Source organism: Mycetohabitans rhizoxinica HKI 454 (assembly GCF_000198775.1).
In the GTDB taxonomy this organism is placed as follows: Bacteria; Pseudomonadota; Gammaproteobacteria; order Burkholderiales; family Burkholderiaceae; genus Mycetohabitans; species Mycetohabitans rhizoxinica.
In genome coordinates this window covers 37,228-56,536 of sequence record NC_014722.1, presented here as the reverse complement: position 1 = coordinate 56,536, position 19,309 = coordinate 37,228, and the positions used below count along the sequence as shown (strand labels likewise).

Genomic DNA, 19,309 nt, shown 5'->3' with positions numbered 1-19,309 from the left:
TGCGGTTGGGGGTATTTTGCTCTAATCCAAAAATGTTTTTTTGAATTATGCGCGCTGAAAATGCAATTTAAAATTAGTCAAATCATTGTTTATTCCGAATAATAGCGAGAGCGTCCAGAAACGCGGAGGCGCCCGGATTGTTGAAGAGCCGATAGTGGTGAACCAATTGGGTCGGACACCGTTGAAACTGCTGATAGAGCTTTGACTGAAGTCGCTCCTTCAAGGGGGCTCTTGGTCCAAGTGTTAAAAATTGTATTAGATTGATTATCGGAAGATTTTTGTTTATGATAATCTAATATAATGCGCTCTATAATACATGCTGCGACGTTGTGTGATTCTGGGCTTGGGTGTTGCTCAATATATCCTTGCTTTTTAAAATGCTCCATGAGTTCATTTAAACTCATGGTTTTCCCATCAAATTCAACTTGGGTATCCTTTTCCGCTTCAAAAAGCTTCTTAAGGGTTTCGGGGCGCATTTTTTTCCAATAGTGATTGAGTTCATCCTCCTGGCCCTTGAGTTCCTTCTTCACAATTTTTCCTTCCATTAAGGCGATATTTTTTAAAATATTTCGACCGCCTTCTTGTTTAAATTTTTGGATTAAGCCTTGCTGTATTCCCATAAGCATGTCTTCTCCGCCTGCAACCATATACGCAGCATAGATTCCATCTTCCCCTTTTTTGCGAAATGGAGATTTTATAGAAACGTATTGTTGTGCTGGCGATAGAACTGATCGCTCGTTTGCCGTTTTTGGTTTTTTGGGGGAATATTCATTTTTTTCGAATCCAAAGTGTTTCGGAGGAGCTTCACGTGTAGGATAACCAACTCCAAGTCCAATGATGGATTTTTGAGTATTTTTATGTTTATTGTTTAATTGGGTTTTTATACCAGGGTTGGTGTGTCTAGTATTTTCGGTTAAAGCAACGTCCTGATCCATCATTATAATTTGCTGAGGACGATATGGCAGTGTATCTGCAAACGCCAAGGCTGCAGCGCGCGCAGCGCCGAAACCGGTCAAGCTACCGCCGTACCACCCGACAAGGTGCAAATTTTTATATTGCTCCATCATTTCGTTAAGAGCAGCCTCATAGCATTTGAACTCTGTCTCATGAACAAGCAAATAAATTGATTCATCTCGCATATATTTTGGATGCCATGCGAGGCTGCCGCCTGTTTTGCTTTTAAGGTCACCTGCAATTTTATTTGCGCTCCCGCCGCTTATAACAATAATTGGCACTTCATTTGACTGCAGATCATGTTCTTGCCATTTATGTTCTTGTGTACCCTCTCTTTTCCTGAATGAGAACCAGCCAACTGAATCACCTTGATAAGCAAGCTCCTTACATGTGGCAATTCTTTTTTCTAACACTTCTTTCATGTATTCAAAATTTTTATTTTTATCGCCTGATACGTTGACGGGAGCATATTTGCATTTTGGTCGTGTTTCTTTATTGGCCCAGTTGGCGTTTAGATTTATTTTAATTGCAGGTTTCCCTGTAGGCGCAGTGCCAGAATTATTTTTTATATCAGGAGCGCTACGATCTCCAATAATGTTGAATCTAGAGAAATGAGGTTTTGAACTTTTTAATGGGCTCTGGCGATCTTTCGAAACAGAAGTTTGTGTCTCCGACGATCTGGGCGGCCTAGAAGAATTTGTAGAGCTATGCTTTGAATTTTTTTGTTTATACATAATTTTTCTGCTATTTTGATTAATTAAAATTGAGGTATAATTATATTTCCAATTCTCAAAAAATTCCTTTTTTATTGGCGTATTTTTCTACGTAATGCACAAAGCATTTGGACTGTCAGCCAACGGTCAAATCTTCAGGGTAGAATAATTTGGGTGATCTCTATTTATTTTGGCGGCGATCGGCTAGATTATGTCTGATAAGCCTAAAATATCAGGAGCGTGTTATGCACTTTGCAAGATAGGCGCGGCATGAACGAGCATGAGCATGGCAAAGACGACGAAATGCAAGCCGACGAGCGTTTCAGGCAAACGCTCGTCGTCGCGAGCGAGCCTTCGAAAGCGATTGAGCCATCCGAAACTGCGCTCGACGACCCATCGGCGCGGCAGCAGGGATAAAGCTCTTCTTTGCCTCTGGCAGTTTGATAACCTGCACTTCGATGCCTTCATCTTGCGCGGCTTGCGCAGGCTCTTCTCCTATATAACCTTGGTCGGCAAAGGCAAGCTTTACGCTCTGCCCGCTCACAAGTTGTCCCTCTTGTGCCAACACCGGAACCTGCGCGCGCGCTTGCTCATTGGCCGGCGTGACATGAACCGCCAGCCAATGCCCGAGCGTATCGACGGCCCTATGCACCGTGCTTGCCCGTTTGCGCTTGTCGCCGTCGTAGCCTGCGCGTGGGCCACTCTCGCAGCTCGAGTGCAACGTACGCTCGTTCAGAACCACCGCACTGGGCTGAGCTTGCCGGCCCTACGCAACACGCAGCACCGAACGCAAATCTTGAACCATCGCTTCGAAGCAGCCCGCTCACAGCCAGCGTTGAGTTTGCTGATACACCACGCCTTCCATGGCGGAAAGTTCGCCGGCAGCATGCGCCACGCAGCGCCTGCACGAGCCAGCCAACGCAGCGCGTTGCACAACTCGCGCTCATCGCAGTGCTCAATCGGTCCCAGTCGATCAGATCAGCCAGACGAACCAACGGATGCTTCAAGTTGATCTGCTCGCGCAGCGGTTGGCGAAACAAATCTCCCTCTGGCACCGGCGTCTTCGGACCCATCCGAACCTCGTCGAAATTTGCAGGAATCTCGCCTCAATATGCCTGCCTCTTGCAAATCCCACAACACCATTCTGGCCTCAGAGCCTTACTGCACCAGCGTCTGCGGATTATTTGGGACCAGATAATAAAATTTAGGAAAGGTGGGCATTGGAAAATTTGTGAGGCTACGAATATTGGCTAATTTCGGCCGGCTTTTATGACCTTTATTCTGTTGCCAATAAACTAGTTTGCTTACGCCAAAGACTGGCATAGACACCATGTTGCGCCAATAAACTACTATGCGTGCCAGCTTCCACAATGGAACCCTCTTGTAAGACTAAAATTAAGTCAGCATGCTGGATAGCGGAAAGCCGATGTGCGACAACGAGCCGGGTGGTTTGATGGTAGCGTTCGTAAAGATGCTTAAAAATATCAGCCTCGGTGTGTGCATCAAGTGCCGTGGTCGGCTCATCAAGAAGTAGTAAATGGCTGTTCCGCAAGAAAGCACGGGCCAATGCCACACGTTGTCGTTCACCACCGGACAATTTGTTACCTCGCTCGCCAATTGGCGTGTTGAGGCCATGACTCGCCGCGGCAATAACAGGTGTAAGCGCAGAACAACGGATAGCTTGTTCGAGTTCCACATCGGAGGCTTGCGGACAGGCAAAACAAATGTTTTCGCGTATTGAGCGATCCAGCAAATGGGCATCCTGCGTCACATAGCTAATCGACTGACGCAGCTGCGATTCGGAAAAGGACTCGATTGGCTGGCCATCGATGAAAATTTGCCCTTCGTCAAGCTTGTACAGACGCAATAGCAATTTTATGAGCGTAGACTTCCCAGCACCGCTCGATCCGACAAGCGCAACGAAGGCACCGGCGGGAACCGAAAAACTCGCGTGGTGTAATACATGTTTACCGGACGGGTGACGAAAGCTGGCGTTGCGAAATTCAATGGAGGGCGCACCCTTGAAAAGGTTTTGAGTGATCGGTTCAAAGCGCCGTCTAACACTCAGTGCGTGCAGTAACTCCGACAAATTGAATAACCCGATTTGGGCTTCTCGTACCGCATAGCCGAACGTGCTCAGTGGCAAGGTAAATTGCAGTAAGTAGCTGTTTAATAGCACAAAATCACCAATCGTCAGCTGGTGCGCAAGGATATCGCTGCCCGCCAAACAGGTAAGCGTGGTCAGTCCGATACCAACGATTAGTAATTGGAGTGCGCCAAACATCTCCATTTTACGCGTGATATGAAGGCTCGCTTTTTCGCGTACTTTGAGGACACGATCAAGTTGGAACAATTCATTGGCTTCATTTGAAAAGGATTTAGCCGTGTCCGCATGCGTTAACGTATCGACCAAACGAGCAGATGCCCTATCCGACGCCCGGTTTTTCTTGCGTTGCAGTAACTCGCAGCGTTTAGCCGTCAACACAGTTGAATAAAGATAAATTGCTAAAAAACCAAGGCAAGACGGCCGCATAGATAGGACCAAAAAGCGAAAATACGATGATGTCGGCAACCACGATTTCGACACAAAGTGGTACGATGCTCCAAAAGATTCCGATAAGGGCGCGCAGCACACTGTCTTGCGCACGCGAGACCTCGCTTACAGATGCCCCGGTTTGATGATCGCTCAGCGACGCAGCGGGCTGAGCGAGCACTTGGCTGACGTAATTGAGCGTAATCGTGCGTTTGATACGCTCATGAATCAACACAAACAAGTACTGCTCGCAGCGGCGCATTACTTGTGATAGAAACCATGCCCCACCGTAGGCAACACACAAAAGGTAGACGTTCACCGCCGAAAGTGACGCATCGGAAAACCCGTCAATGAGCCACTTAAGCAGCATTGGCGCGATAACGGTGAGCCCAATCGAGCATCCGGTACAGACAATGGCTGCGATTGTCTGAAGCCGTGCATGCCACTCAGGCGTCCACAAACAGCGCAGTAAGAAAAGGATCGTTTTGAAGGCGTCGTGCCGCATGTCATTTTAACCGCTGTTATTGCCATCCTTGGATAAAAAGCTCGACGGCGTATAGATGAAGAAGGTCCATAAAATAATTACTATGGCCTTTGCTGCTATTGTCAATTGCGGCACGTGTGCGCTTTAAATCGAGATAACCTTCTTTGGCTAGAAATCCCTCGAGGCAAAGCGCCATCAGGTGGTTTTTATGGTCGCGTATGCCCAGTAAATCGATACCCGATGTTTCGCCTTTGTTTCGCCGCCACAGGTTCGGGTAACCTGTGGCAGCTGAGACGGACTTCCTCAGAACGATGCGGTTATGCGCCCCTTCGAAATGATCGTAGCTTGGCGTTGACAGCGCAAACTCCACCATCGGTTGACAGAGGAATGGGTAGTGCGTTCGGGAGGTAAATGGATAGGATGGCGCTCGGATATCGTCAAGCGACAAAAAAGCCAAAAACAACTGGTATAGTTTGCCGGGCAAACGAATCTTCGTTTGCTGAAGGAACGGGTGGAGAGGGGTTCGGCGATCGAACGGTTCGTGTTGCGCATCTGTGGACAGCAGGTCGAATGTACCGCTGATATTTTCAGAAGGATCCGCAGAAAACAGCGATCGAGCCGCGCTTGTGACCACTTCAACCAAGGAGGCTCTGCGAATAAGTGCCAAGTCCATCGCAACACGGACGAGTCGCCGCCATTGCCATGCCAGTGCCGCATCGGCAAGTGCACCGAAAGGCGGAGGGGATAGAAAGAGGGAATCTCCTCCATGCCCGCTGATAAGTTGGGTGTTTTCCCGCTTTTCAAGTTGGTTTGCAAAATATTGATTAAACGCGAGCAAGCAATATCTGATATGCGGTTTGGCGACACGCGGAACGGATTGAACGGGAGCAAATGATAAGATCTTTGCATCCACCTCATGAAGGCAAGCCCGCGTACTTTGCGCAACAGCACGCGCATGTTCAAGCTCGTTGGATGAAGCCACATCGGCGTGGTAATAATGCGCGCAAAATAGCGGCTGTTCAGCGGACGATAACGCTCGCAGCGCGAGCAGCACGGCACTGGATTCCAGCCCCCCGGAGAGTTCTAAAACGGGCCGCTCGGCCAATGAGACAAACTTGTTAAGATAGTTTTTTAAAATGTCAAATGGGGTCTCGCCGTGACCCTTTATTGCATGTTTGAGTGGGTCCCAGACCGTCAAGAGTTGCGGCTTACCGCCATCGGTATAGGAAACAGCGCATCCTACCGGAATTTCATTGATACGATCAAAAGGCAGCTCACCATTTTGTACGGAACCTGTCCGCAACCATGTTGTAAAAAACGCTTTATTCCATGCTGGTCGCTCGCCATTTTCCACGAGTGCTTGATGCAAACACGTGATTGTATCTGAAAACAGCAAACCATGACGGCTGGACCACGACCAATATAGAGTCCACTGACTACTTGGATCGCTGCAGCAGATGAATTTCCTGGCAGCCTGGTCAAAGCAGATAAATAAATATTTTCCCCAGAAATGGGCCATTAACCGTGCAGGGCCTTCTGCCGCAATCTTTTTTAGATCATCTTCCTGGATTTCACTATGGTTTAGCTTCGAAAAAGCTGCGCCATAGAAGCAGTAGAAGTACGTACCCAATTGCCCGCGTATGACACGCTGGCCAGCACTATCTTGTTGATGCCAAAGTGCGCCTGCAATCCGGTTGGATTGATCGTGTACAAGCATCCAGTCCCGGTTCTGTGCCAAAAAATCCTGCGTATTAGGATAGGCGATGCCGAGAAGAGCCATGGGAAAGATCTAACAGGGGATGAGGAAATTCCAAAATGACGGAAAGTTCTTTTCTTCTAAGCGCGCTGTCGCCAATCACTACATCTGCGGCTTCCGACCATGCATGCGCATAAAAGGGAAAGGACTGGACGCCAATAACTAATTTTAATGCCAAACTGGCACGCGCGCACAACAACGTCAGCGCGACGGACCATTCCAAACACTTGGTTGACCGAGGATAAAACAGGGCATGCCCAATTGAGCGTGTTCACGAACGGTGCATACTCTTCTGGCTGGCCAAAACGCAGGTGCTCTGCAGCCTCATGGTGAGCTTGGTCGCAAAGTCGCAGCAGCCCGGCGAGTCCATGCTGTGCGGCGCATTTGTGCACGGATCGCAAGATGAGTGTGGCTTTGGCAATACTTGCCCAAGCGGGGCGATGCGCGAACGCCTCATCCGGCAGCTTCCAGCCATTGGCAGACATTCCCCCCGTTTTCGGAGACGGGCTAAGCGCGTTTAACTTAGCGTCAATGACTGGGAATAAATTGGTGCTAATCCAGTTAGCACGCTTTAATTTTTCCAGAATGGCAGTGCTCTGAATGCTATCAGTCTGCGCAAAAAGTTTATCATCGAGACCGAGGTGCGGTGCCAGTGCTGCGGACTGTGTATCGGACAAGACAGCGTATCGATCCCGCACCACATCGAGCAAAATGATTTGTTTGGAAAAACAAGTTCCAAATACATTGGGCATTAAATGATGCGGCATTTTATATTATTATTTCATAATGTGGCTACCAGGATACGCTAAGCAAACCCTCACACCACTCACAATGAATGCTAAGTCCACATAGACTGGTGCTCGGAGTATTGCTTAGCGTAGTCTTTCAAGCTACTAATCTAGGAAGCGGCCAACGCCAGCTTCCTTATATTTCCCTGAACCGCCTAGAGTCGATTCGGAAGCACACAGCTCCATCAGCGACTCATCATCCAACAAGAGGTCCAMTGCTTCCTGATGCATACTTTGGTGCTGATCCATGAGAATCTCCTTTCCGTAGCTAAGAAAGCGCCACCCATGTATATAAGTGGCTTCCAAGCCTATGTCGTTTAAACGGCATAGGTGTAGACAGCTTAATAAAGAAATAGAATACTGCAAAGGTTGAGCGTTGTTTTTTTTGCAAACCTCGTTGACGCCAGACCTAAAGTGTGAAATGCAAGCATGAAAATTGAAGGAAACACCGCATGCATCACACCAAGGGATGCCGCATGTCGTGGCTGAGTACTAGTACAACACTGGCTAAATTTAAGATACCTTAAGAATTAAGCCGTGATAAAAGCTTCTTTGTTTTTGCCTGGAGAAGTGATGGGTTGGAAAACTCCATTTGAAGAGTATCTGGGACATTCGAGCGAAGCAGTGCGGCATAGCGATCGTCGCTGCAGGTTGATCAGCTATTGCCGGGGCCGAATGCTGCTAATCCAGCGCAACGATGTTAACCCGCTGGTGTCACACCTAGAACCACAGCGCGTGGTCGTGCAGCATAAAATGCTGCATCACTTTGTGTCAAGGTTGCCATGGTCTAACTGAATAATGAAACGGGTTTTGCGAGGAAGGACAAGCAGTCAGTAAAGCTTACTAGCTTTATCTGCCATCCGAATGGACCAATGACTCGACCAGGCGGCAGCAGACCGGCGTGCCCAATGAGAGCGACCAAGCTCAGACAGCTCCAGCAATGCTCCTTCTGCTGTGCCTCGCGTCCGAGATTTTATGAAGCAGTAGGTGAGAACGATGTGGCCAGTACCTTTCGGTATCATAGTCCGTATCGTATTGCATTCACATGCTCGGATTTGCTTGAAAATTCCGCCATACATGAAGAAAAATTTTCGCCATGGGCGTGCCGCGGTAGTTGGTGTTGTCGCCATCGTTCTGGTTGCCGCGCTGTCACTGCATTTTTTTGCGCGGGACAAGCATGCGCAATACCTGAGCGCGAAAGTCGAACGCGGCGACCTAGAGAACGCGGTGCTCGCGACGGGCACGCTGCAGGCATTCAAGCAGGTCGACGTCGGCGCGCAGGTGTCGGGACAATTGAAATCGCTAAAGGTCAAGCTTGGCGACAAGGTTACGCAAGGACAATGGCTCGCGGAGATCGACCCGGTGCTCTCTTACAATGCGCTGCGCCAAGCGCAAGCCAACGAGCAGAACCTTGCCGCGCAGAAACGCGCGATGGCCGCTCAACTGATGCAGGCCGAGCTTGCATTCCGTCGCCAACAGCAGATGCTGCCGGAAGACGCGACCTCTCGGCAAGATTACGAAGCCGCGAAATCGGCGCTCGAAGTGCAGCGCGCGAATCTCGCATCGCTCGACGCGCAGATCCGCTCGGCCCGCATCCACACCGAGACCGCACAGGTCAACCTCGGCTATACGCGGATCATCGCGCCGATGGACGGTGAGGTCGTTGCCATTGTCACGCAGGAAGGTCAGACCGTAATCGCACAGCAGCAGGCACCGGTGATCCTGAAGCTTGCCGATCTCGACACGATGACTGTGAAGGCTCAGGTATCTGAAGCCGATGTGGTGCGTGTGTACCCGGGCCAGAACACGTACTTCACGATCCTTGGCGAGCCTGACAAGCGCTACTACGGTAAGCTGCGCGCGATCGAGCCCGCGCCGCAAAACTTTCTCGACACGCAAGGGACATTCGGTGTGATGGGCGGCGGCGCGTCCAAGCCGAATACCGCCGTGTTCTATAACGCGTTGTTTGAGGTGCCCAATCCCGGGCATCGGCTGCGCATCGCAATGACCGCGCAGGTCAGCGTGCTGCTCGGCACCGCGCGCAACGCGCTCATCATCCCGGTCGCCGCGCTCGGCGCAAAAGACAAGGATGGTCTGTACACAGTCCGCGTGTTGGGCGCAGGCGACAAACTTGAGACTCGCAAGATCCGCATCGGCATCAACAACAATGTGAAAGTCGAGGTGCTAGCCGGCTTAAAAGCCGGTGAGCGTGTTGTGATCGGCGATGCGTCCGACACGGGTAACACTGCGTCGGACGTGGGAGTGTGACGATGACCTGGCCACTGCTGCAACTCGTTGGCGTTACCCGACGCTTTCCGGCCGGCGATCGCGACGTGGTCGTATTAAAAAACGTAAGTTTGACGCTCAACGCGGGTGAGTTTGTTGCGATTGTTGGCGCGTCGGGCTCCGGCAAGTCGACGCTGATGAACATCCTCGGCTGCCTCGATCATCCAAGCGAGGGCAGCTACCGGGTCGATGGATGCGAGACGCACGAACTGGACAGCGATGAACTCGCGCGCTTGCGTCGCGAGCGCTTCGGCTTTATCTTTCAGCGCTACCACCTGCTGCCACACCTGAGTGCAGCGGCGAATGTCGAAATGCCGGCTGTCTATGCGGGCAGCGTGCCCGCTGCGCGGCATGCACGCGCTAAGCGGTTGCTTGCGCGTCTTGGATTGGCTCAGCGCGCCGGGCACCGGCCAAGCCAGCTATCTGGCGGACAACAGCAGCGCGTCAGCATCGCACGCGCGTTGATGAACGGCGGTGAAGTCATTCTCGCCGACGAGCCGACGGGCGCGCTCGATTCGAAAAGCGGTCAAGACGTGATCCGGATTTTGCAAGAGCTAAACGCGCTCGGCCATACGGTCATCATTGTCACGCACGATGAGCATATCGCCGCGCACGCACGCCGGATCATCGAAATCCGCGACGGCGAAATTGTCGCGGACCGGCCGAACACGCCTGTCACGGATGGCGCGTTAGGGCCGGTATGCGCCACCGTGGATGCGCGGGCCATCTCACCCCCACCGCCCACGCGCAGCTGGTCGGCAAGCGCCGGTCGCTTTGCCGAGGCATTTCGGATGGCATGGCTCGCGCTCGCATCGCACCGACTGCGCACGATCCTGACAACGCTCGGCATTATCATCGGCATTACGTCGGTCGTATCAATCGTCGCGATCGGCGAAGGCGCGAAGCGCTACATGCTCGCTGAGATTGCGAGCCTTGGCACGAACACAATCAGCTTCTACCCGGGCCGTGACTGGGGCGACAATCAGGCACACACGATCCAGACGCTCATGCCCGCCGACGTGACTGCGCTTGCTGAACAATACTACGTCGACAGCGTGACGCCCGAGACGTCGCGCAGTCTGCTGCTACGCTACCGAAACATCGACGTCAACGCACTCGTGAACGGCGTCAGCGAACATTACTTTCAGGTGCGCGGGATAAAACTCACGCAAGGTGTCGGTTTCGGCCCTGACGGCGTACGCCGTCAGGCACAAGTTGTGGTGATTGACCCAAACACGCGTCGCAAGTTGTTCGGCGCAGACTCGAATCCACTTGGCGAAGTTATTCTTGTTGACAATCTACCGTGCGTCGTGATCGGTGTGACGGCGGACAAGAAGAGTGCATTTGGCGACGTGAAGAGCCTAAACGTATGGGTGCCCTACACGACGGCAAGTGGTCGGTTGTTCGGCCAGCGCCATTTCGATAGCCTCACGGTACGGGTACGCGACGGTCAGCCGAGCACGACGGCCGAGAATAGCCTCGTGAAGCTGTTGATGCAGCGCCATGGTCGCAAAGATTTTTTCACTTACAACGTGAACAATGTGGTCAAGACGGCTGAGAAGACCGGTCAGACGCTGACGCTCTTGCTATCGCTGATTGCGATGATTTCGCTTATTATCGGCGGGATTGGTGTGATGAACATCATGCTCGTATCGGTCACCGAGCGAACGCGCGAAATTGGCATCCGGATGGCCATCGGCGCCCGGCAAAGCGACATCATGCAGCAGTTCCTCATAGAAGCTGTGATGGTGTGCCTGATTGGCGGCGCAATGGGCATTGTACTGTCATTCGGCACACGTTTCGTATTCGCTTTGTTTGTCACCCAATGGAAAATGGTGTTTTCCATCGGCTCGATCGTCACCGCATTCTTGTGTTCGACACTGATCGGCGTTGTGTTCGGCTTCATACCCGCACGCAATGCAGCGCGGCTTGATCCGATCGATGCGCTCGCGCGCGATTAAGGCGACGCTCTCATGATCCACATTCCGACCGTCCCCCGCCACCTGCTCTCGCTCGTATGTGCCGCTGTGCTGCTCGCTGGCTGCGTGAACGCGCGTCGCCAGTCACTGCCCGCCGTGAAGCTGCCCGCACATTGGAGCGCGTACGACGCGGCCGGTGCGACGACAAAGACGCCTTGCTCCGCCGTCTCTGACACATCCGAGCCTTGCGCAACTGCGCTGATTCCGACCGACTGGTGGCGCGGCTTCGGGGACCCCGTGCTCGATCGGTTGATCGACGACGCGCTTGCCGTAAACAACGACCTCGCCGCCGCCGCGATCCGTGTCTATCGCGCACAACTGCAAGCAGGTCTCGTCGCCACCAACTTGGCCCCCACCGCGACGCTTGGCGGCAACGGCCGCGTATCGCGCACGCCCGATTCGCGCCAGACATCGCACGCGAGCAATCTGTACGGCTCGCTTAGCTACGAGCTTGACCTGTGGGGTAAGCTTGCCGCGCAGCGCGACGTGGCGCGTTGGAAAGCCGCCGCGACGCAGGCCGACCACGACGCGGCGCGGCTCTCGCTGATCGGCACGATCGCTGCGCTGTACTGGCAGATTGGCTATCTGAACCAACAGATCGCGCTTGGCAACGCGAACATCGCGTATGCACAGCGCACGCTCGCGCTGGTACGTACGCGCCACGCGGCGGGCGCGGTATCCGGCCTTGACGTCGCGCAGGCCGAGCAGAGCTTGTCCGTGCAGCGTGCGGCCCAAATGCAACTGATTCAGCAGCGTACCGAGAACCGTCATGCGCTCGCGATCTTGTTTGATCGCCCGCCGCAGGCAAGGGCCGCCGAACCGGCCGCGCTGCCTCACCGGGTGCTGCCGGTGGTGCCAGCGGGTCTGCCCGCCGACTTGCTTAGGCGGCGTCCAGACCTGCGCGCGGCCGAGTGCCGGCTACGCGAGTCGCTCGCGAACGTTGACGTCGCGCGTACCCGTTTCTATCCGTCGTTCACGCTAACGGGCTCGGTCGGCACGTCAAGCGCGAGCCTGGAGCGTGTGCTGTCGAATCCTGTCGCGGCGCTTAGCCTTGAACTCGCGCTGCCGTTTATCCAGTGGAACACGATGCAGCTGCAGATCAAGGTGTCGCGGACACAATACGAGGAAGCCGTCGTCAACTTTCGCCAGCAGTTGTACACCGCGCTCGGAGAGGTCGAGAACGCATTGTCCGCACGCGTTCAGCTTGAACGTGAAGGCGAACAGCGCACGCTGTCGCTCCTGCAAGCACAGCGCGCGGAAGCACTCGCGCGGGCCCGCTTCGTAGCCGGTGCAACCAGTGTGCAGCCGTGGCTCGACGAGCAGCAGCGGCTGCGCGACGCGCAAAGTACGTCCGCGCTGAATCGCCTGAACCAGCTTAACAACCAAATGAATCTATACAAGGCACTGGGGGGTGGTGATGACGCATTTTAACCCCAGTTCTCGGACCACTGTCTTACAAAAGTCCCCGAATCTCGAGTGCTATCTTGGTAAAACATAGCTTGGCTATGGAACATCCGTGCATATTTTCCACTTTGTCTTATGAGGTCATCATGAGATCCTTCCTCAATGAGTCGCCCTTAGTTTAATACGAAGATTGCGCTCGACAAATCGGGTCAATGCGAGTCGATGGCTAACAATAACGGCGGTTCTTTATTCAGAGAGTTTGAGTATCAGTCGCGTGATGTCAGCCTCGGCAACAATTTCTCGATGACGAATCTCCAGGTTGATCTTGTTAAGGGCGGTATGCTCCGCACCAAGATACCATAAATCGACATTGCGCAATATTACGCAGGGCGCAGTGGTAGATTATTCACCCACTGATTCTCGGGCACGCGCTGGCGACGTTGCTGAACACATCGGCCGCACGCTCTTGCAATTGCCGCTTCCATTCCGTGAACTGATTCGGGTGCACATTGAATGGGTGCGCCAATTCCACCAGCGTTCGCTCACCCTTGACCGCCCCCAGTGCCATCTTTGCTTTGACCGCCGATGAGTGCTGCCATCTCGTTCTCTTCGTCGTTTCCTGGATTCCTTTGCCAGCATTATCGCCGGCTCAAGCCCCGGACATTCCACTTACCAGGATGTCCGATTTTGCAAGGCCACCTCGGCTAACTTGAGACTCGAAACTTCACACGATATGTGGAAGAGCCAGCTTTTGAAAAGCGTTGACTGGGCGAGTTAGGATGGACTAGTATGAATTAAGAGCGTGTTATGTACTTTCAGCGAGGCTCGACGCAGACAGTGTTTTGTCAGCAGCGCGAGTATTCGCGGCCAGTCTGGACAAGCTTGATGCTAACGTGAGTCTGCTCTTGTCGGAAATCGACGCTGGCGGCTTGTCAGAATTGTCGGTGCGGGCAACTTACGCTGCAATGGCCCGCCATCTACCGGCTATCCATCATGACCCGTTCGATTGGCTTCTTGTTGCACAGGCGTTGTTTGAACCGTTGCACTTATTGATATCCGATGGCTATTTATTGAAATACACTGATTTTGTGATTCCCTTATAGGGAAAAGAATCCTATTTTAGATTTCGCGGGACGTGGTAATGGAGTGGTCGACTTTTAGCTGAAGGTAATGGAGATCATCGATGGGCAAGCCGATCGTCGTGACGGGCGCTATGCTGGTTTTTCCGGTTCAAATTCAGGATGTACTATTCGTGCCCCCGATTCCTCCACGACCCCTGTCGGGAAGCGGTTTTGCCAAGGTCAAGGGGCGGCCGGTTTGTCAGCTTGGCGATGAAAAGAAAATCATCGTGACAGCTAGCTATCAGACGGCATCGGCCTCCATTCCAGGCGTCGCTATTCTAACGGTCACCCAGGCCGAAACCGCCAAGCGAACAAAGAGCCCGCTGCCTGTCATTATCGCGCCCAGTTGGGATATTCTATGTACCATCACAGTTCCGGCACAAATACCGGGTACGCCCCCCGTTCCACAACCCCATCCACCCGTTTCGGGCAAGGCTACCGTGATGGCCAATCCCAATATCAATGTGATAGCGAACTAGGGCATAGGTTGCCCACCTATTTAAAAACCACTGTATTCTCATACCATTTTCTCATGCTGTTCAATGATAGGAATAACATGACGTGAGAAACCATAAGCTCAATCCAACTGAAATCATAGAGGTGTTACAAGCACTCCGTGAGGGTGAGACGGTGCCTCAAGTTTGTTGCCGATGGGGTATCAGTGCGACGACGCTTTATCAACTAAAAAGAAGTTATGACGGCCTGAGTGTGCCTGTATTTGAGCGTATTACCACACTGACGCGGGAAAACGCACGGTTGCGCCAGCGTGTGAAATCACTCGAACGCGATAGTGAAGTGCTAAGCGAGGCGCTTCGAGCGCAGAGTCTCAGCACACACAAGCGTCGCAAGTTAATCGATCACCTAAGACAGCATCTCACCGTGAGTCTGGCGCGTGTATGCCGCTTAGTGGGGATGTCGCGCACCCTTTATTACTATGAATGTGGCGGACTAGAAGAAGAACAAGATGGCCCGGCCTTTGACCGAAGCTCGCTAAAATCGCCCAGAAGTAGCCTTACTCAATCGGACAGGCTTCGAGGAAATGAGCAAGAAGATAAGACGATTTCTAAGAAACGCCTTGTACAGGTTGAATGAGAAGACGAATTCCGCCGCTTGCCGATGTAATCGTTGGATGGCCCGCTCCCTGTAGCGCTGTTCGTAATGGATCTGCGCCGGGAACCGCGTACGTCCTGCCGAAACGCATCGCGCTGTAGAGCAGCACCGCAACCTTCCGGGTGGTGGCCGTTACCACCTTCGTTTTACCCGCCGCTTACATGCCTGCTGCGCTGGGAAGGCCATGAGATTGGTCGATGACGCGTGCGCACGCTGTCGAAGCGCTCGAGGAAGCGTTTGCACGCTACGAGCAATCCGAAATCGTAAACACGAACCAAGGCAGCCAGTTGACAGCGAACGCGTTCATCGAGGCCGTGCTAGGCCGGGGCATCCGAGTGTCAATGCAGAGCAAAAAAGTTGGCGCGACAATGTGTTGTCGAACGAGGGTGGCGAAAAATTACAGAAAAATGTCCGAACAACCGAGGCCACTTCCCTCGTCTATTACAAGAATAAATTGTACTAAACTATTTTTCGCACTGAACTAAGCTTTTAGCCACGGCGATACACTGTCGAGACTGCGAACGAAGCATCACTCGGGCGGTGCTGGCGCAGGAACCGAGTCAGAGGTGAGGGTCCAGCGCGAACCGGGTGAATTGTCAAAACCACGAAGCATAAAAAGGATACGAAGATGACAATACTAAATTGGCCTTTATCGTTTGCTCAGCCGCGGGCGGGTGCCGATATTCGAAGCGTTGAAGCTCGACTTGCTTAGCCGGTCAATCCATTCTCTCAATGAAGCGACGTATTACCGCCGATGAGCTGGGCGCGTCTGTCAGCGGATCAAGATATCGCTGAGCGGCACGGTATGTCGTTTCCACTAATACGCAATACGCGCCAGTCAAACGGCACAGGCTCATGATGCAATCGGGACGCAAGGTTTCCTAATAAACAATAAAGGAGAGGTTATGGCAACCACGGCAGATCAAATCGCAACAGATTACCCGATTCCGGTTTACCGGTTCAAAGTGACGCTTGGCAAAGACGAGATGGCGTTTAGCAATGTCTCGGGGCTGGATTTGGGATTTGAGACGATTACCTATAAGGATGGAGCGGGACATGTGTACCGGATGCCCGGGCAGAGCAGTGAGTTAAATATCACGTTGCGGCGGGGCGTGATCAAGGGTAAAAACGAGCTGTATGACTGGATTAGCAAAATATCGAAGAATCTGATCGACAAGCGGGACCTCTCGATTAGCCTAACCGACGAGGCGGGCACCGCGTTGCTGGTGACGTGGAATGTGACAAATGCATTTCCGAGCAAATTGTCGGGGCCAAGCTTTGATGCGACAAGCAATGAGGTATCGATCGAAGAGTTGACGCTCGTAGCTGACCGATTGACGATGACATTCCACTGAAAGCGCGATCAGCGGCACATGCCGCCAGTGCCTATCTTAATTGAGGTGAGAACATGGCTTACGATTGGCCGGGTGTCTATGTCGAAGAAGAGCGGGGTTTGTCTTTGGCGATCACTAGTGGGGCGACCGCGGTGCCGGTGATTGCGTATGACCCTGACGGTTCAACTAATAAAGATAAAGATAAGGCGGTTAATAAAGACCTAATTTCGGCGCCGGCCCGTATCGATTCGTGGATGGCGTTCATGAATTTACCCGGTGTTCAGACCGTAGCAAATGCTGAGGCAGAAAATCCTCCTAAGAAGCGTCTGCTTGATTGCCCGCTTTATATCGCTTTAAAAACCTATTTTGACAATGGCGGTGGCTATTGCTATGTGTGTCCGACGAACGGAGAAGGTAATGATAAAGATACTTTATTTAAGACCGTACCCGAGCTGGATGACGTGACGTTAATTGTTCAAGCGGGAGCTAAGTTGTCGGAAAAGGTTTTTACGCCAGGTACAGGTCTATGCGCAGAAGGCAAATCGCGCTTTGCAATTCTGGATGGCCCCCTAGAGCCGCTTAAAGGGGACGCTAAGGACATGGACACATATACTAATACGTCATATGCTGCTGCGTACTATCCTCCTTTGAGGGCAGAGTGGGCAACGTACGTCAAGGAGGATAAGAATGCGAAGGTGCCGGTAACACTGGATATCCCGGTGAGCGCGGCGGTTGCCGGCGCATATTGTTCTGTTGATCGTGACCGGGGCGTGTGGAAGGCGCCAGCCAATGTTCAGTTACAAGGCAGGGTCGTGCCTAAGTTTGTCGTATCCGATGCAATCCAGGGAATCTACAATCAATATACCAAACCCTTGAACATCATTCGCTGCTTTCAGACAGGCGTGCCATTGGTGTGGGGTGCGCGCACGCTGGCGGACGACAGCGAGAAGGAGCGTTGGCGATACGTGCCGGTGCGGCGGCTATTCGGTGCGGCGGAAAAAGATATTAAACGGGCGATGGCGTTTGCGGTATTTGAACCGAATAACCAGCCGACGTGGGAGAAGGTGCGGGCGGCAATCGACGCATATCTGTATGGTATTTGGAAGGCGGGCGGACTCATGGGCACGAAGCCGGAGGAGGCGTACTTTGTGCGGTTAGGGCTGGGGGTGACGATGACACAGGCCGAGATCAACGAAGGCAAAATGATTGTTCAAGTTGGCATGGCGCCCGTATTCCCTGCGGAGTTTATTATTTTGCGCTTCACTCAGGATATGCACGCCGCGTAATGTGAATGCTTGATCGAGCGGATAGGATGTACTAGAAAATTAAGAAATATAGAAATAGTGAGGATAGTCATGGGCGGACCTTATAAAGTTCCTGGCGTATACATCGAAGAAGACCATTCGTTGTCGCTGAGTGTGCTGTCTGGTGCAACGGCCATTCCAGTGTTTGTTGGGCAGTTTTTTAAACCCGGGAAAAATAAAGAGGATCCTCCAATTTCAATACCAGAGGGCGCAGACCCTGTAGCCTGCGTCAGAGTGAATAACTGGGCTGAATTTACTAAGCAGTTTGTTAGCACGCTTGATTTAAAGTCTGCCGTGCTCAAAGTGACTAACGATGCCATTACAGGTACGTGGGATGTTGTGCCCGACTCCGCCAGTGCCGTATCGGTACAGGCGTATTCGAAAATGGTGGTGGGCCGTGCTATATTTTGTCAATTAATAACGGACAGACAGTAACACCGTCATCCGATATTGAAAGTGCAATTCTAGCCTATCCCGACATTTCACTACTGTGCTATTGTGGAAATGCATTGTCAGAGCCAAATAACGTTAAAACTGTCTTTAGAAGCTTGATCGATCCGCAGAAAAACCTCGGCTATTTTGTGCTGACGGACAGTAATCTTGACAATGTAAAGAATGTCGATTTCGGCAATAAGGAACAGGTTGCGATTTACTATCCAGCATTGCAGATGAAGTACCAGATGACAATACCTGATGATAGACAGATTGCATTAAGTGGAAATTTTAAAAGTTTTTCATCTGCCGGATCACCCTTGCCGCAAACACTTGAATCGCTGATTGATCACAAGCCAAAAAATGACGCGGAACAGAGGGATAAAGAAGAACTGATTGGAAAGATTAGGTCGTTGTCAGCCATTCCTCTTCGTGCAAGTGGGGTCATGGCGGGCGTCTATGCGCGTACCGATGCATTGCGTGGCGTATGGAAGGCCCCGGCGAATGTGACCTTGTCATCGGTAAAAGGGACGGTGTGGCCTTGCCCAACACCCCAGCAAGTACTCCAGAAAGCACCCCAGCCGGTGAAGGTGACCGATGAGGATCAGGAGAAACTGAATCCAGTAGGTATCAATGCAATCCGATATTTTACGAATCAACAAGCTTATGTGGTTTGGGGAGCCCGGACGCAGAATGGTACCGACGACAATCCTGATAAGCGTTGGCGGTATATCCCCGTGCGGCGCTTATTTAATGCGGCTGAACGGGATATCAAGGCCGCGATGAGGCAAGTGGTGTTCGAGCCGAACAGTCAGCCGACATGGGAAAAAGTTCGTGCGGCGATTGATACTTACCTGTACGCGATATGGGGCAAGGGCGGCTTGCAGGGCGCGAAACCGGAAGAGGCGTATTTCGTGCAGGTAGGCAAGAATGTGACGATGACCGATGCCGATATTCGCGCGGGCAAAATGATCGTTAAAGTTGGGATCGCTGCGGCGCGTCCGGCCGAATTTATTATCTTGCAGTTCTCGCAGAAACAGCAAGACGAGTGAGCGCTTGAGTTTGGCACACCAAGTGTCGTTTGGAGGCGTTGAGATGCGTTGAGTTTTAC

17 protein-coding genes and 3 pseudogenes are annotated in these 19,309 nt (G+C 52.3%); 10 read left to right on the top strand and 10 right to left on the bottom strand.

The annotated features are described in order from the left end of the window. Positions 1-89: 89 nt before the first annotated feature. The 9 genes and pseudogenes from RBRH_RS18490 to RBRH_RS00170 form a co-directional block, all read right to left on the bottom strand. Entirely contained in the window at positions 90-1,688 is a 1,599-nt protein-coding gene (locus tag RBRH_RS18490) for a hypothetical protein (protein WP_013433816.1), read from the bottom strand. 222 nt (positions 1,689-1,910) lie between these two features. Continuing rightward, a pseudogene (locus tag RBRH_RS00190) lies at positions 1,911-2,409 on the bottom strand (transposase). Further along, positions 2,400-2,603, bottom strand: coding sequence for a hypothetical protein (locus tag RBRH_RS21205; protein WP_415878032.1), 204 nt, complete (start codon positions 2,601-2,603; stop codon positions 2,400-2,402). The pseudogene RBRH_RS00190 and the gene RBRH_RS21205 overlap by 10 nt, the downstream one beginning before the upstream one ends. After that, positions 2,603-2,740, bottom strand: a pseudogene (locus RBRH_RS18485) (IS5/IS1182 family transposase); the annotation flags it as partial. The pseudogene RBRH_RS18485 and the gene RBRH_RS21205, both read right to left, overlap by 1 nt. Before the next feature lie 203 nt (positions 2,741-2,943). Further along, a complete protein-coding gene (locus RBRH_RS00185) occupies positions 2,944-4,149 on the bottom strand; it encodes an ABC transporter ATP-binding protein (protein ID WP_269764285.1) in 1,206 nt (401 codons plus the stop codon). After that, a complete protein-coding gene (locus RBRH_RS20860; RefSeq protein ID WP_013433811.1) occupies positions 4,139-4,705 on the bottom strand; it encodes an ABC transporter transmembrane domain-containing protein in 567 nt (188 codons plus the stop codon). Before RBRH_RS20860 ends, RBRH_RS00185 begins: the two co-directional genes overlap by 11 nt. Before the next feature lie 16 nt (positions 4,706-4,721). After that, complete coding sequence (locus tag RBRH_RS00175; protein WP_013433809.1) at positions 4,722-6,464, bottom strand: asparagine synthase-related protein; 1,743 nt, start codon at positions 6,462-6,464, stop codon at positions 4,722-4,724. Further along, positions 6,436-6,636 (bottom strand): lasso peptide biosynthesis B2 protein, encoded by a 201-nt coding sequence (locus RBRH_RS21200; RefSeq protein WP_415878041.1) that lies wholly within the window; start codon positions 6,634-6,636, stop codon positions 6,436-6,438. Before RBRH_RS21200 ends, RBRH_RS00175 begins: the two co-directional genes overlap by 29 nt. Before the next feature lie 697 nt (positions 6,637-7,333). After that, entirely contained in the window at positions 7,334-7,477 is a 144-nt protein-coding gene (locus RBRH_RS00170) for a burhizin family lasso peptide (RefSeq protein ID WP_157864295.1), read from the bottom strand. Between the two features lie 828 nt (positions 7,478-8,305). Between RBRH_RS00170 and macA the strand changes: the two genes are divergently transcribed. Genes macA through RBRH_RS00155 form a run of 3 tightly spaced genes read left to right on the top strand, consistent with a single transcriptional unit; the run spans position 8,306 to position 12,924 of the window. Next, positions 8,306-9,496: a macrolide transporter subunit MacA gene (gene macA / locus RBRH_RS00165; protein ID WP_041752909.1), complete on the top strand. Its 1,191-nt coding sequence runs from the start codon at positions 8,306-8,308 to the stop codon at positions 9,494-9,496. Positions 9,497-9,498: 2 nt separating this feature from the next. After that, positions 9,499-11,475 carry a MacB family efflux pump subunit gene (locus tag RBRH_RS00160; protein WP_041752907.1) on the top strand — a complete coding sequence of 659 codons (1,977 nt, stop codon included), beginning with the start codon at positions 9,499-9,501 and terminating at the stop codon, positions 11,473-11,475. A gap of 12 nt (positions 11,476-11,487) precedes the next feature. Next, positions 11,488-12,924, top strand: coding sequence for an efflux transporter outer membrane subunit (locus RBRH_RS00155; RefSeq protein ID WP_013433803.1), 1,437 nt, complete (start codon positions 11,488-11,490; stop codon positions 12,922-12,924). A gap of 418 nt (positions 12,925-13,342) precedes the next feature. Here RBRH_RS00155 and RBRH_RS00150 read toward each other — a convergent pair. Further along, positions 13,343-13,522 (bottom strand): annotated as a pseudogene (locus tag RBRH_RS00150) (transposase); the annotation flags it as partial. Between the two features lie 268 nt (positions 13,523-13,790). Here RBRH_RS00150 and RBRH_RS00145 point away from each other — a divergent pair. The 7 genes from RBRH_RS00145 (at position 13,791) to RBRH_RS00125 (ending at position 19,250) form a co-directional block, all read left to right on the top strand. Beyond that, on the top strand, positions 13,791-14,000 hold the full coding sequence (locus tag RBRH_RS00145) for a PIN domain-containing protein (protein WP_157864294.1): 210 nt from the start codon (positions 13,791-13,793) through the stop codon (positions 13,998-14,000). 80 nt (positions 14,001-14,080) lie between these two features. After that, positions 14,081-14,497, top strand: coding sequence for a hypothetical protein (locus RBRH_RS00140; protein ID WP_013433799.1), 417 nt, complete (start codon positions 14,081-14,083; stop codon positions 14,495-14,497). Between the two features lie 82 nt (positions 14,498-14,579). Beyond that, positions 14,580-15,110 carry a transposase gene (locus tag RBRH_RS16830; protein ID WP_083813402.1) on the top strand — a complete coding sequence of 177 codons (531 nt, stop codon included), beginning with the start codon at positions 14,580-14,582 and terminating at the stop codon, positions 15,108-15,110. Between the two features lie 923 nt (positions 15,111-16,033). Next, positions 16,034-16,483 (top strand): phage tail protein, encoded by a 450-nt coding sequence (locus tag RBRH_RS00135; protein ID WP_013433794.1) that lies wholly within the window; start codon positions 16,034-16,036, stop codon positions 16,481-16,483. A 53-nt stretch (positions 16,484-16,536) separates the two neighbouring features. Further along, positions 16,537-17,748, top strand: a complete 1,212-nt coding sequence (locus RBRH_RS00130; protein WP_013433793.1) for a phage tail sheath family protein — start codon at positions 16,537-16,539, stop codon at positions 17,746-17,748. A gap of 69 nt (positions 17,749-17,817) precedes the next feature. Beyond that, positions 17,818-18,201 carry a hypothetical protein gene (locus tag RBRH_RS18480; protein ID WP_157864293.1) on the top strand — a complete coding sequence of 128 codons (384 nt, stop codon included), beginning with the start codon at positions 17,818-17,820 and terminating at the stop codon, positions 18,199-18,201. A gap of 113 nt (positions 18,202-18,314) precedes the next feature. Beyond that, positions 18,315-19,250 carry a phage tail sheath family protein gene (locus tag RBRH_RS00125; protein WP_049786319.1) on the top strand — a complete coding sequence of 312 codons (936 nt, stop codon included), beginning with the start codon at positions 18,315-18,317 and terminating at the stop codon, positions 19,248-19,250. The last annotated feature ends 59 nt before the right edge of the window (positions 19,251-19,309 follow it).